Source organism: Thermodesulfobium sp. 4217-1 (genome assembly GCF_039822205.1).
In the GTDB taxonomy this organism is placed as follows: domain Bacteria; phylum Thermodesulfobiota; class Thermodesulfobiia; order Thermodesulfobiales; family Thermodesulfobiaceae; genus Thermodesulfobium.
Genome location: NZ_JBAGBW010000002.1, coordinates 111,216 through 126,039, shown reverse-complemented (window position 1 = coordinate 126,039; position 14,824 = coordinate 111,216). Strand labels below are relative to the sequence as shown.

Annotated in this window: 8 protein-coding genes and 1 tRNA gene; 3 read left to right on the top strand and 6 right to left on the bottom strand. The window is 37.4% G+C overall.

What is annotated here, in order from left to right; translation table 11 throughout:
- Window positions 1-5: 5 nt before the first annotated feature.
- Both rpoC and rpoB read right to left on the bottom strand, forming a co-directional pair.
- Window positions 6-4,454, bottom strand: a complete 4,449-nt coding sequence (gene rpoC / locus V4762_RS01700) for a DNA-directed RNA polymerase subunit beta' (RefSeq protein ID WP_347314038.1) — start codon at window positions 4,452-4,454, stop codon at window positions 6-8.
- Between the two features lie 56 nt (window positions 4,455-4,510).
- Entirely contained in the window at window positions 4,511-7,810 is a 3,300-nt protein-coding gene (gene rpoB / locus V4762_RS01695; protein WP_347314037.1) for a DNA-directed RNA polymerase subunit beta, read from the bottom strand.
- Between the two features lie 119 nt (window positions 7,811-7,929).
- Here rpoB and V4762_RS01690 point away from each other — a divergent pair, with 119 nt between their 5' ends.
- Window positions 7,930-8,097, top strand: coding sequence for a twin-arginine translocase TatA/TatE family subunit (locus V4762_RS01690; protein ID WP_347314036.1), 168 nt, complete (start codon window positions 7,930-7,932; stop codon window positions 8,095-8,097).
- A gap of 116 nt (window positions 8,098-8,213) precedes the next feature.
- Here the strand turns inward: V4762_RS01690 and V4762_RS01685 are convergent.
- The 4 genes from V4762_RS01685 to V4762_RS01670 all read right to left on the bottom strand — a co-directional run bounded on the left by V4762_RS01685 (window position 8,214) and on the right by V4762_RS01670 (window position 12,279).
- Window positions 8,214-8,288 (bottom strand) — tRNA-Val (locus V4762_RS01685).
- 50 nt (window positions 8,289-8,338) lie between these two features.
- On the bottom strand, window positions 8,339-9,538 hold the full coding sequence (locus V4762_RS01680; protein WP_347314035.1) for a serpin family protein: 1,200 nt from the start codon (window positions 9,536-9,538) through the stop codon (window positions 8,339-8,341).
- Window positions 9,539-9,654: 116 nt separating this feature from the next.
- Window positions 9,655-11,196, bottom strand: coding sequence for an MORN repeat-containing protein (locus V4762_RS01675; RefSeq protein ID WP_347314034.1), 1,542 nt, complete (start codon window positions 11,194-11,196; stop codon window positions 9,655-9,657).
- Between the two features lie 42 nt (window positions 11,197-11,238).
- Window positions 11,239-12,279: a tetratricopeptide repeat protein gene (locus V4762_RS01670; RefSeq protein WP_347314033.1), complete on the bottom strand. Its 1,041-nt coding sequence runs from the start codon at window positions 12,277-12,279 to the stop codon at window positions 11,239-11,241.
- Between the two features lie 314 nt (window positions 12,280-12,593).
- Here V4762_RS01670 and V4762_RS01665 point away from each other — a divergent pair, with 314 nt between their 5' ends.
- Both V4762_RS01665 and V4762_RS01660 read left to right on the top strand, forming a co-directional pair.
- Window positions 12,594-13,442: a mechanosensitive ion channel family protein gene (locus tag V4762_RS01665; protein ID WP_347314032.1), complete on the top strand. Its 849-nt coding sequence runs from the start codon at window positions 12,594-12,596 to the stop codon at window positions 13,440-13,442.
- Between the two features lie 179 nt (window positions 13,443-13,621).
- A complete protein-coding gene (locus V4762_RS01660; protein ID WP_347314031.1) occupies window positions 13,622-14,824 on the top strand; it encodes an efflux RND transporter periplasmic adaptor subunit in 1,203 nt (400 codons plus the stop codon).

The window sequence follows — 14,824 nt, the reverse complement described above, 5'->3', positions numbered from 1 at the left end:
TAAAACTAATCTTGTTTATCGCCATCCTTACTATAATCAACCTTTTCATATAGATCATATCCTGTGCCAGCAGGGATCAGTCTCCCTATTACCACATTCTCCTTCAATCCTCTAAGATGGTCTACCTTTCCTCTAATGGATGCCTCGGTCAATATCCTGGTAGTTTCCTGGAAAGAGGCAGCAGCAATGAAGGATGAGGTGTTCAAAGACGATTTTGTGATCCCGAGTACTGCATCATCGGCCTCAGGCGGAACTTTGCCTTGGAGTATAAGGTCTTTGACCACCTTTTCAAATTCGCCTCTATCGACGTATTCGCCTGGCAGCCAATCAGAATCACCGTCGATTCTTATCTTCACCCTCTTAGTCATCTGTCTGACAATAATTTCAATGTGCTTATCGTGTATTGAAACGCTTTGGTCCTTATATACTTTTTGTATTTCGTCAACGATATACTGCTTGACCGCATCAATCCCTCTGGTCTTTAAAATCTCCTGTGGGTAGAACTGACCCTCTGTCAAAGGATAGCCTTTTTTAATAAACGCACCCTCAGACATCTTGAGCTGCGTACTTGCAGGGGCTATAATCTCTTTCGTCTCATCCAATCCTTCAATTATTATTTTAATTGGATCTGGATCATTGTTTTCAAAGATATGAACAATTCCATCAATTTCTGAGAGGATTGCAGCATTTTTTGGTCTTCTTGCTTCAAAAAGCTCCTCTACCCTTGGCAGACCCTGGATAATATCTTTTGTCTTCATTGCGCTCTCCCTTAAAATAGGAGAAATTGCTACTAAAGTAGTGTTAGTCAACTTGGCGCCATCTTTTATAAACAATCTTGAATTCTTATTACAAGGGAAAAATTCACCTTGATAAATATATATATTGGTAACCATCTCGCCCGTTTCAGAGTCTAAAACAGGTTCGAACTTAGGAATAATAGCCATACCCAAAACTGGGCTGGTAATGCCTTCTGCGATTTCTTTACCTACCACAACTTTTTCTCTATCTTTTATTTTTATATCCAGGTTAGCGTTTACCTTTATCAATATTGGTTTCTCTTTTGTATATAAAACCTCACCATTTTGAGATGCAAAGGTAATAACATTATCCTCAGACATTTTTCTTTCCTCAAGAGGCATTGTGAAATAAACACTTATGCCCTTGCCTGATATCAAATATTCGTTTTCTTCATCTTCCTCAGCTAAAAGATCGTTTTCTTTTACAACTGCGCCATCTTTAACGCGTATAAGCATGCCTCTGTTTACAAAAGATTTAAAATTGGACTCACCCTTTACAGATATATGCCCATCCGAAATGGCAATTGTCGTTTCTTCGTTGTCATTTAAGAACGAAAATGTCTTTAGGCCATCGAATTTTACCGTTCCATTGGTCTTTGATCTCTCTATGTTCTTACTCCTATGGAGTGCGACCCCGCCAGTGTGAAATGTTCTCATAGTGAGCTGAGTGCCAGGTTCTCCTATGGATTGAGCAGCAATAATGCCCACAGCCTCGCCAATCTCAACAATATTTCTGGTAGCCAAGCTCCAGCCATAACATTTTTGACATACTCCATGAGGAGTTTTACAAGTCAAAGGAGACCTTACAGCCACCTCTTTTATTCCAGCATCTACAATCTTGTCAGCGATAGGAGGAGTTATGAGCGAATTTCTATTTACTATTAGCTTACCATCAGCATCATATATGTCTTCAGCGCTAAATCTACCAATAATCCTGTCTCTTAATTCCAAAATTACTTTTGGCCCTTCAAACATATCAGAGACTATTAAGCTTTCTTCACTACCGCAATCCTCTTCTCTCACGATTATTTCCTGAGCGACGTCAACCAATCTCCTGGTAAGATATCCTGAGTTAGAAGTTCTCAATGCAGTATCAACCAAACCCTTTCTTGCACCGTATGTTGAAATAAAATATTCCATCATATTCATGCCTTCTTTAAGGTTTGCTTTTATAGGTATAGGGATGATTCTCCCATGTGGGTCTGACATAAGACCTCTCATTGCAGCCAGCTGCCTTACCTGATCTATGTTGCCTCTGGCGCCAGAATTTGCCATCATAAACACAGGATTTCTTTCACCCATACTCGTGTTCATTCTGTCTTTAATCTCGTCAGTAACCATGTTCCATTTTTCTCTTACTTTTGAATCCTTTTCCTCTTGAGTCATAACGCCCTCAAAAACAAAATCTTCGTATTTTTTTACTTCTTCTTCTGCCTTCTTAACAATATCTTTTTTCTCATCAGGGACGACGAGATCGTCGATTGAAATAGATATCCCCGACTCTTTTGCATACTTAAATCCCATATCCTTTAAATCGTCAACCAGCTTTACCGTTCTGGTAAGCCCGATATCCTCGTAACATTTCCTTACAATATTTGCAACCTTTTTCTTGGTAAGAGGTTCTCTATAATAAGGCCAATTGTCTGGAAGAGCTTCATTAAAAAATATTTGACCTATGCTCGTTGACAAGAATTCATTATTAATTTTAACTGCAATTCTGTCAATAATGCTAAGGGAAAATTCATCAGGATTTACACTATTTATTTGATATCTTGTAATAGCGTCCTCTTTGTCTACAAAGAACAAAAAAGGCTTTCCAATCTTTATTTTACTAATACAGGTAGTCAGGTACCCATTAGCTTTTTCACAAAAAACGTCAATCTTTTGGGTCTCTTCAATCTCACCCTTCTTAAAGGCGTCCATTGCGTCTTCTTCACTTCTAAAGTTAGAATTTTTATCAAAACTTGTCAGATAGTGAAGGCCCAAGACCATATCTTGAGATGGCGTAACCAACGGCTGACCATTGGCAGGGGACAAAAGGTTGTGACTTGCCAGCATCAATATTCTTGCTTCAGCCTGGGCCTCAAGAGATAGAGGAACGTGAACTGCCATTTGATCTCCGTCAAAGTCCGCATTGAATGCCGTACAAACTAAAGGATGAAGATGAATAGCTTTTCCTTCAATCAAAACTGGCTCAAATGCCTGAATGCCCAGTCTATGAAGCGTAGGAGCACGGTTAAGAAATACAGGGTGTCCTTGTATAACCTCGGCAAGGATATCCCAGATTACACTTTCACCTCTCTCCAGCTTTCTCTTTGCGCCTTTTACGTTCCCAGTCAAACCTCTCTCAATCAGTTCATGAATTACAAATGGCTTGAAAAGCTCAAGAGCCATTTCTTTCGGCAATCCACATTGATGAAGCTTAAGCGTAGGACCTACCACAATTACCGAACGCCCAGAATAGTCGACTCTTTTTCCCAACAAATTCTGTCTGAATCGCCCTTGTTTTCCCTCAATGATATCTGAAAGAGATCTAAGAGGTCTATCGTGAGTCCCAGTAACAGGTTTTATCCTTCTCTCGTTGTCAAAAAGCGCATCCACAGCCTCCTGGAGCATCCTTTTTTCATTTCTGACTATTATTTCAGGAGCGCCCATATCAAGAAGTTTTTTTAACCTATTGTTTCTATTGATAACCCTTCTATAAAGATCGTTTAGGTCAGAAGTGGCAAACCTGCCTCCATCTAACTGAACCATTGGTCTTAAGTCAGGCGGGATAACAGGTATGGCTTCTAAAACCATCCATGCAGGATTGGCACCAGATTTTCTAAAAAATTCAAGAACTCTAAATCTTTTTATCATCTTAAGTCTTTTTGGACTTTGAGAAGATGTAGAGACCATATCCTCTTTAATTTGCTGGCTTAATTCTACTACGTTAATAGACTCCAGCGCCTCTTTAATAGCTTCAGCACCCATCTTTGCAACAAAATAATCCTGACCGAAACTATAAGTATAATATTCGTATTCATCTGAAGTAAGAATTCTGCCAGCTTGCAGTAAGGTATTTTTTGGATCGGTAACCTGATAATTTCCATCATTTAAATACTCTACCTCAATTGCAGACCTACCAAGTTGTTTCAACCAATATTCGTATTCATCTTCCGATAGAGTCTTAAACTTTTGTAAGTCACTATCCTTAGGGTCTAAAATTAGATACCTTGAAAAATATATTACTTCTTCAACTTCCTTGTTTGAAAGCTCCAAAACAGATGCAATATAGCTCGTAGTGCCTTTAAAATACCAAATATGAGCAACAGGGGCTGCCAGGTCAATGTGCCCCATTCTCAATCTTCTTACCTTTGATGTGGTAACCTCTACTCCGCATCTATCACAAATTGTGCCCTTATATCTTGGCCTTTTGTACTTGCCGCAATAACACTCATAATCTTTGGTAGGACCAAAGATTTTTTCACAAAAGAGGCCGCCTCTTTCGGGCCTCAGAGTTCTATAGTTAATGGTTTCAGGCTTTTTTACTTCTCCTTTTGACCACTCTCTTATTTTCTCACTAGAAGCAAGTCCAATCTTAATACCAACAAGCTTGGAAGATGTCTTCTCTTTAATTTGTCTTTTATTATCATCAATTTCAACAAAGGGTTCCAATCTGTTTCCTCCCTTTCAAATTTAATCGATCAAACCTGTAGTAAACATTTTTTATATTAATATTCAATGTTTACAGTCTTTAAAAGCGGAAGCATATTATCGTCATCATCCATATGTTCCAAATCAATAAAATTGCCATCTTGATGCATAAGGGTTATGTCAAGCGCTAATCCCTGAAGCTCTCTGACAAGCACTTTAAAAGACTCTGGCAAACCTGGAGTTCCCAGATTTTTACCCTTTATAATTGCCTCCATTGCCTTTGTTCTGCCAGTTATGTCATCAGATTTGATAGTCAGTATCTCTTGCAGCACATTTGCAGCGCCATAAGCCTCCAGCGCCCACACTTCCATCTCACCAAACCTCTGACCTCCGAACTGAGCTTTTCCTCCAAGAGGCTGTTGAGTTATTAGCGAGTATGGACCAGTTGATCTTGCATGGATCTTGTCATCAACAAGGTGGATGAGTTTTAGCAAGTACATATATCCCACTGTGACAGGAGACAAAAACGGATCGCCAGTTCTACCATCATACAGAGTAACCTTTCCGTTTTTCCCAACAAAGGGCTTAATCTCTCTGGCTTTGTCCAAATATTGCTGGATAAATCTCTCAGATGCCCTTTCTCCAAATGACTCGTCAAAAGGCGTTGCTTCAAATTTATATTTGACTTCTTTATCCTTGCCAAAATTGTTAAGTATTCCAGCCGCAAGTCCCAATTGTTCTTCAAGTATCTGACCTACATTCATTCTTGAAGGTACGCCCAATGGGTTCAAAACGACGTCAACTGGAGTTCCGTCTGGCAAATAAGGCATATCAGCCTCAGGCAAGATCTTGGATATGACACCTTTATTACCGTGTCTACCTGTCATCTTGTCGCCCACAGATATCTTTCTCATCTGCGCAACCGTTATTCTAACCTTTGTAGTCACTCCCGGGAGCAGATCGTCGCCATTGTTCCTAGAAAAAATCCTAACATCTATTACTTTGCCTTTTTCACCATGAGGAAGCTTTAGAGAGGTATCTCTCATATCCCTTAATTTATCTCCAAAAATTGCCCTTAATAATCTTTCTTCAGAAGGAGGCTCCACATCACCCTTTGGCGTAAGCTTTCCCACAAGATAATCTCCAGCATTGACTTCTGTGCCAACCACAATAATGCCCTGTTCATCAAGATTTCTCCTTGCTTCTTCAGAGACATTCGGGATTTCTCTCGTTATTTCCTCATCGCCCAATTTAGTAGATCTGGCCTCAACTTCATAGCTCTCAATGTGTATAGAGGTAAAAACATCCTCTCTTACAAGTCTATTGTTGATCAATATTGCATCTTCAAAGTTATATCCGCCAAATGGCATAAATGCTACCAAAACATTTTTGCCAAGTGCCAATTCACCTTTATCGGTTGCACAGCCAGAAGTTAGAATTTGACCCTTCTTGACCTTGTCTCCAGCCCTTACAAGAGATTTTTGGTTAAAGCACGTTGCGTTGTTTGATCTAACAAATTTCATTAATCTATATTCTTTTGATGTACCATCATTAAAATCTATAAGTATTTTTCCACCAGCGGCAGTCCTTACCGTCCCATCCTTATCAGCAATGTGAACCATACCGGAATCAATTGCTGCTACCATCTCCATACCCGTGCCAACCCATGGCGCCTCCTCAATAGCAAGAGGTACAGCCTGACGCTGCATGTTACAGCCCATCAAAGCACGGTTTGCATCGTTATGTTCTACGAAAGGAATTAAGGAGGAGCTCAAGCTTAACATCTGCTTGGGAGAAACTCCAATATAGTCAATCTTATCAGGTGAAACCTGCATGAATTCACCGTTATACCTTGCTACAACAGTGTCGCCTTTAATCTTTTGATTTTCAACGTTTACGTCTGCAGAAGCAATATATAGGTTTCTCTCCTTGCTAGCGGTAAAGCTTTCGATAATATCAGTCAACTTACCGTTTTTGACCTTTCTATACGGCGTCTCTAAAAATCCATAGTCATTGACCACAGCATAAATAGTCGGTGAGCTAATCAATCCGACATTGGGGCCTTCAGGAGTCTCAATCGGGCAAAATCTGCCATAGTAAGAAGGGTGAATATCTCTTACTTCGAAACCAGCTCTCTCTCTTGTTAACCCGCCAGGTCCGAGAACTGAGATCCTTCTCTTGTGAGTAAGCTCTGCAAGAGGATTTGTTTGATCCATATATTGCGATAATTGACCGGTACAGAAAAACTCGCGCAAGGCTACTGTAAGCGGACCGCTATTTATAACATTGCTAATTTTTAGCTTTGTGGTACCCTTGTACAAAGACATTCTTTCGTGAATCGCATGTTCCATCCTATAAAGACCTTCTCTAAATTTCTGTCTTACCAACTCGCCTACCAGTCTTACTCTTCTGTTCTCAAGATGATCGATATCATCCAGCGTGCCATCTCCATAATGAAGGTTTACAAGATACTTAACAATTGCAAGCATATCCTCTTTATGTAAAACCAAACAATCTAATGGAACTACATCCATTAGACCCAATTTTTCATTTATTTTTAGACGTCCAACCTCACCAAGATCGAATCTTCTTTTGTCAAAAAATCTATTGTTTATAATGCCCTTAGCTGCCTCAGGATTTGGTGCTTCTCCAGGTCTAATTTTCTTATAAAACTCTTGAAGGGCCTCTTCTCTGTTTTGTGTGCCATCCTGAGCGAAAGTGGCCTTTCTAAATTTGTCATCTACAAGGGCCTCTTCAATTCTTGATTGGTCAATTCCGCAAGCTTTTAGAAAGATAGATACGGGCAATTTCCTTGACTTTTCTATTCTAATCCATACAGAACCATTTGAAGGCGCCTCAAAATTTATCCAATTTCCCTTAACAGGTATTACTGTACCTAAAAACGTTTTCCTGTCCATAAGGTCTTTGTCTTCTTTAAAATAAACGCCAGGAGACCTTGTAAGCTGGTTTACTATTACCCTTTCTGATCCATTCACGACAAAAGTTGCCCTTTTTGTCATTACTGGCACTTCACCCAATAAAACCTCAGATTCGATCACTTCTTGGCTTTGTTTGTCAAGTAGTCTTAACTTAACCTTGATCTGGGCTTCATAAGTCTTGTCCTTGATTCGGGCCTCCTCTTCAGAAAATTTTGGTTCTTCCAAACGGCAGGAAACAAATGTTAATTCATACCTGTCACCTGCATCCACAATTGGGAAGTAAGAACTCAATTCTTCTTCAATTCCAAACTGAAGAAATCTCTCATAAGATTTCTTTTGAAGATCTAAAAGATTTGGTACAGGAGCTTCGATCCTTTGTGTTTCATTTGATCTTTCACCCGCATATTTTATGCGGGGCTTAACTAATACGTCTCTCATAAATACACCTCACAAGACAAGTTCTTGCATCACAGGAAGAAAAAAGATAAAATATAAACCAATTAAAAATAGCACTTTAAAAAAATGAAATCCCAAAAACAAGGAAAGGAATCAAAAAAATGATAAGTTGGCAGCAAACTGGAATGATAATAGCAATTCTTTTGATAATCCTTGGACCAAAAAAGCTTCCAAAAATTACACAAGAATTCGGTAGATCTCTTGGAAATTTCAAAAAAGAAACACAAGAAATCAAAGATCAGATTGATATAACCAAAGAGATCAAATAAGCAAGGAGTAGACTCCAACCAAGCCATCATTCTTTAAAAAGAAAATCCAATAAAAAATAGCAAATTTTAATTAATTTTTGAGGCTCTATGTATATCCCTCCTATAAGATTAAAGAGTGGTGGGCGAAGTAGGAATCGAACCTACGACCCCTTGCGTGTGAAGCAAGTGCTCTACCTCTGAGCTATCCGCCCAAAAAAAGTGCAAAAGTGAATACTAACATAAAAATAAATTATTGTAAATACTATAAAATTTCAAGCCATTCATCAGGATGGGGATTCTCAATAGAAGCTACCAATATCCAGGCATTTGTAGTTTTGTCCACTATGACCATCAGAAACGGGTGATCAAAATTCACGTTGTCTTTAATACTTTTGTCAAAAACAGTTTTATTTATGCCGTTTTCATCAACTTTTAGAAAGTTGTCAGAAATTTCGTTTGACACAAAAGAAAAGTTAGCAACGTTAAACATTCTCTTAAAGTCAGCATCATTTTGGTTGAAAGGTGAGCCGACACCAATTCCCTTGAATTCTGTTATAAAGGATTTCTTATATTCAAGATCCATTTTTGGTAGAATAAGATCTAATGATTTTTTCTGGAATTTCGAAGACCAATCAAAATAATTTTCACCGTTCATATTCCTGTAGATGTTCATAAGAGTCTTGGTGCCCTTTGGAAGGAAAAATACCGCTTCCAAATTAGGATCTGCCAAATCGACTTTTACAGCTTGAAAGAAATTATTCTCATAGTAGTCAAAATTGCCAGATGTCTTCATATAAAGAGCCTTAGTGGTCTTACCGTTCGAGAGATAAAAATCACCCTTTTTAGTAAGATTTTTTGGGAATTCATTTTTCCAGGCAAGCTTTGCGTAAGTAACGTTTATCAAATCCATTATGGTGTCTTTGTCGACATCCTTTTTGCTAATGATGTTTGTAACCTGGCGATCAGTAGTAGATTTAACCCAACCGTTTATTGCAGATGGTGTATATTTGTCAGAAAAATTTATATAAGTAAGGTCGAAACCTGGGTAGAAAGATGTTATCTTTGTCATAAAATCGGGACTAAAGGTATAGCCATTTTGAACCCAAAGAGAAGACCTGGTATAGATAAACATTTTTTTGTTATATTCATAGGGTTTTGGATTTACAGTCTTCTTCCAAAAGGAATTTATATCAGATTCACTATATCCATTAAGCCCCTGTACAAGATTTATCTGATCAAGAGTAGAACCTGCAGCACCATTCGAAAGAGCGCTTAGGGATTGGCCCAGACCAGTCGGTGAAAAAATAACGTTGTTATCGAATTCATGAGTTCTTATCTCATTCATTAAATTTATTCCGAAATCTATATTGCCTTTGACCATAGCACTCTCATCTGCATAGGAAAAACAACTTGTTGAGAAAATAAAAAATAACATTGAAAGAGCAATAAACAATTTTTTCAATAAAATCACCTCTTATAAGATAATAACAAAAAAAACAAAATTTTTAAACCCTCAAAATTTAAAAACTTGCGCTATGCTTTTGGCTAAGTCAGAAATTAATATTAGACAACTTTAAATTATTTTTTTGAACCCTTAAAAACTCCGTCAAACCAATATCCCTTATCAATTTTGCCATTAGCGTAGACCATTGTACCAAAACCGTGTCTTTTTGACTTGTCCCATTCGCCATCATATCTATCGCCGTTTGAATGCTCTAAGACACCTTTGCCGTGCCAAAAATCTGAGTCCCATTCGCCTACATAATGGTTTTTGTTAGTAGCAAAAAATTCTCCAAAACCGTGTCTCTTATCGAATTTCCATTCTCCGTCGTAGACATCTCCCCTATTGGTTACAAACTTACCTTTGCCGTGCCTTTTACCATCTTTACACTCGCCCTCATATCTATCCCCATTTGGCCATGTTAGGACACCATTTCCTTTAAACTCGCCTTCTTCGAATACGCCTTCATATTTTCTTCCATCTAAATTTTTCAAAATTATAGTACTATAGAACTTCCCATCCCTCCATTCGCCATCGCATTCTAAACCATCGGATAAGATCATCTTTCCCTTGCCATAAAATTGATCATCTCTAAATTCTCCAATAAATTTACTCTTATTGGTCCACTGAAATGAACCCTTACCGTGCATCATATTGTCTTTTATCTCACCGAAATAAACCCTTCCATCAGGCCAAAAAATTGTCTCCTTACCGACAAACCTACCATTTACAAATTCAACCTCATAGGCTTTGCCATCAAAGTAAACAATGCCGCCACCTACAATCTTGTCAGAGTCAAATTGTCCTTCAAAAACAATGCCGCTCGAATAAAATAGCTTCCCCGCGCCGCATCTTTTGCTCTCTTTCCACTCTCCTTCATATTTATCGCCATTTTTATAATAAAACTTGCCCCTGCCTTCATATAAATCATTCTTCCATAAACCTTCATATTTAGTTGCATTATGGTAGTACATAGTCCCATATCCATTTTTCATTCCATCTTTGAAATACCCCTCATACCTATCGCCAGTCGATGAGGTAAATACTCCCTGACCTTCCCACTTGTCTTCTTTCCATTCTCCTTCATATTTATCGCCATTTGACCATATATATATCCCCCTCCCGCAAAAATGGTCGTCTTTATATTCTCCTTCGTAAATGCTCCCATTGGGCCACCTAAAGACTCCCCTACCGAATTTTTTGCCACGCTTCCACGAACCTTCATATGTCCTACCATCAAGCCAGAATTCTTTCCCTTGAACCATTTCGTCGTCTTCCCATCTGCCTTCCAGCTTGACGCCAGCCAAAGGACTGGAGTCCAAAAATCTGAAAACACCATTGCCATTTCTTAGGCCGTCTTTGAACTCGCCTTCATATGACCCCTCTCCTTCATAGAAGGCCCTCCCCTTACCGTTTATCTTTCCATCCTTGAACTCACCTTCATATCTATTGCCATTTGGCTCTATAAGAATGCCAAATCCATTAGGTATGCTATTTAGTAAGTCTCCCTTATATTTTGAACCATCCTCGAAATACTTCCAAGGATCTATTTTTTCCTGGTTTTCAATTTTATCTTTCTTTTTATTAAAGACTCGGGCAATCGGATCAAAAATACCCACATTTTACCTCCATAACAAGCGATTCATAATTATTATTTTTATCTACAATTTCTTTGTTATTGCCTCTTGCAAACCCTTAAAAGACTGGTTGTCTGGATCTAACGAAAGAGCTGCGTCAATATCCTTTTTTGCATCCTTATATCTGCTAAGCTCATATTCATAGTATGCCTTTTGAAAGTAATAATACTTGTTTTGTGAAATAGATAAAGCTATATCGACATCATCTAACGCCTTTTTCTGCTGTTTCATAGAGTCTTCAACTTTTGCTCTCATAGCATAATAATCGCTCTGATTTGGATCGAGAGATATAGCAAGATTTAGGGCTTCCATAGAACCTTGAAAATCGTTTAAGCTATAGAGTATATTTCCCTTAAGAAAATAAAGGTCAGACTTTTTGCTATCAGTTTCTAATGCTTTGTTGGCGTCTGCCAGAGCACTTTTATAATCTCCTTTCTCAAATTCAAGACTTGATCTAAATTCAAGAACTTGAATCGAATTAGGAAACAATGTATAGGCAACATTGATAGTAGACAGTGCATCATCAATTTTATCACTATTTTGTTCCAATGAAGCCTTAAATAGAAAGTATTCCAGTTTTGGTTCTAATTTAATGGCGCTATCAACGTCTTGCAAAGACAGATCGTATTTCTTCTCCAAATAATAATCAATCGCCCTGCCAAAATATATTTGTGAATCTTGATTATTTGCCTCTATTGCTTTCGTATAAAGGTCTATAGCAGCATCCATATCGCCAGAATTTTCCTTAATCTTCGCCAAACCATAATAAGCGTCACTATTTTTAGGGTTTAACAAGATGGCTTCATTGAAATCTTTTGACGCCTCAGCCGTATCTGCGTCAACGTAAAAACACTTTCCTCTCAAAGTCAGAAACTTGTCGCGTAAGGGGTTGTTTTCGTCCATCTGCATAAGCGCCTTTGTAAGCTCAATCGAACACCCCAATGCATCGTTAGCCTGCAATTTTTCTTTTGCCTGATTATAAACTTCATCTAACCCAGCAGCATAAGACACTGCAGTAATAAGCAGCAAAAATAAAATTATTAGAAATTTTTTTATAATCATCATATTTATTTTATAACATTAAGAGCCCTTTTAGTACGAAATTGAAAACAAGAAACAATAAAACAATTCAGTTGGCACTCAAATGCGATAATTGATATAATTGAGACAAAATTTAAAAGGAGGCAATTATCATAAACTTTTTTGGCAGTCTAATTAAACCAATTGTTCTCTTTGTTATCTTTGCCCTATTTGGATTGCTTACAGAAAAAGTTATATTGGTAAGACTGTTAAGGACAAAACTTGCTAAAAACTATTTGTTAAAAATTACAATCAAATCTTTCAATTGGATTTTTTCAATATTTTTTATTGCTATAGGCTTGCATATAGCACTTTATAATTACCCTTTTACCTACCAACACTCTTTTCTAATAAACAAAATTTTTACTTCACTGGAAATATTTATAGTTTTTCTGTTCATAGCCAGAACATCTTCAAAGATTATCGTTCACTATTTTTCTAAAAACGACAGTGTCTTGCCTGCTACCAGCATTATATCGAACGTAATATTTATAGCTGTCATATTCTTGGGCATATTGGTAATCCTTGAAGGAATTGGAATTTCAGACGTGCCAATACTCACAACTTTTGGAGTGGGCGGCCTAGCGGTTTCCCTTGCGCTTCAGGATACTCTATCTAATTTTTTTGCAGGCATTCATATTCTGGCATCGAAAAAGATTCAGCCAGGAAATACAATAATTCTTGAAAATGGTCAAAGAGGCAAGGTTACAGATATAAATTGGAGAAATACCACTCTTTTAACTCCTGATAATAATATGATAATAATACCAAATTCAAAAATTTCTACCTCAATAATCACAAACTATTCTTTTCCAGAAGAAAATTTTAGCGTTAGCTTGCAAATAGGCATTTCATATGACAGCGATCTTGATGACACAGAAGAAAAAACAATAAATTTTCTTAAAAACTTTGTTCAAAATACACATGGGTGTGTTAAGGATGTTGACCCAATACTAAGATATCAAAAATTTGATAATTCTTGCATTACTTTTTCCATATATCTCAGAGTAGAATCTTATCCCGATCAATTTATAGTATTACACAAACTGATCAAGTCAATCCATAAGTTCTACAATGAAAATAGAATAGAAATACCATATCCGATTCAAAATATTATCTTAGAAAATTCTAAGAACCTCAACAATTAGCTTTATTTTTAATTTATTCTGAAAAGACTAACTTATTATTTTGTTGTTATAATAGAATTTAACCTTGTCACGATTCTTAACTTTATCTTTAGTTAAGCTTTTTGAATTTTATATAAATATATGATATTATTACCTAATAATGTTTAAATAAATTTATAAACTTTTAAGGGAGTAAACGGATGAATAAGATTGATATTAAAAAAAGGCTTCCAAAAACCAAGAAAGGCAAGATTGTCCTTACCGTTTTAATTGTAGTATTAATAGCCTTATTCTTCTTTGTAAAGAAAAAAATAGAAGTTATGCTCACTCCTCCAGCAAAGCCATATTCTGTTGTTGTGAACGTAGCCGTAGTAAAATCTGGCACCCTGAAGGCTTCTCAAAAGTACCTTGGCGATTTTAGGCCAGAAAACGACGCTCTTGTTACTGCCAAAGTAAGCGCAAAGCTCGACTACATAGCCAGTGAGGGCACTCCAGTAAAAATTGGCCAGGTAGTTGCAAAATTAGACTCAAAAGATATCCAATCAAATATCCAATCCCTTGTATATAACAAAAGATCTCTTGAGAGCACATTAAGTGGTGCATATTCAGAAATAGAGGCTGCAAACACCCAGTTTGCAAACGCAAAGAATAACCTCGAAAGATATCAATATTTATATAAAGTAGAAGCAGTCCCAAAGGTAGAGCTTGAAACAATGGAAAATAACTATAAAGCGGCCGAAGCTAACCAAAAGACTGCAGTAAGTCACCTTCAGAGTATCCAGGAAAGCATAAAAAGTGTCGACTCCCAGATTTCATCTCTTGAAGACTCCCTTACTTACAGCGTAATTACCTCGCCCTTCAACGGTTTTTTGGTAAAAAAATATTTTAATGAAGGCGATACTGTAGTACAAGGGAAGCCTATATTAGAAATTACTGGAGGAGAAAGCTCTCTGGTATACGTAAATGTACCTGTAGATATTTCAAGAAATGTTAAGACGGGCGATACCGAAACCCTATCCTACAATGGTAAAACTGCTCAGGCAGTAGTAGATGCAATACTCTCAAGCTCTGACAACAATCTTAATATGATAAAGCTTAAACTAAACAACAACCCATTCAACCTTCCTGCCCACACAATGGTTGACACATATATCTATACAGGAAGCGCTCAAGGCTTTATAGTGCCAAATGATTCAATTGTAAAGTCGAATGGGAGAACCTACGTAATAGTAATCACAGACAAAAATCGTGCGAAATTTGTAGACGTAAATGTACTTGCCCAAAACGATAAAGAAAGTTGTGTAAACGGCGCCCTTACAGACAACTCAGAAGTGGTCACAGGAGAGAATTCACTTCTCTTAAGAATCTATGAAAACCAACCTCTCGAAGTGGTAAAAGAGTAG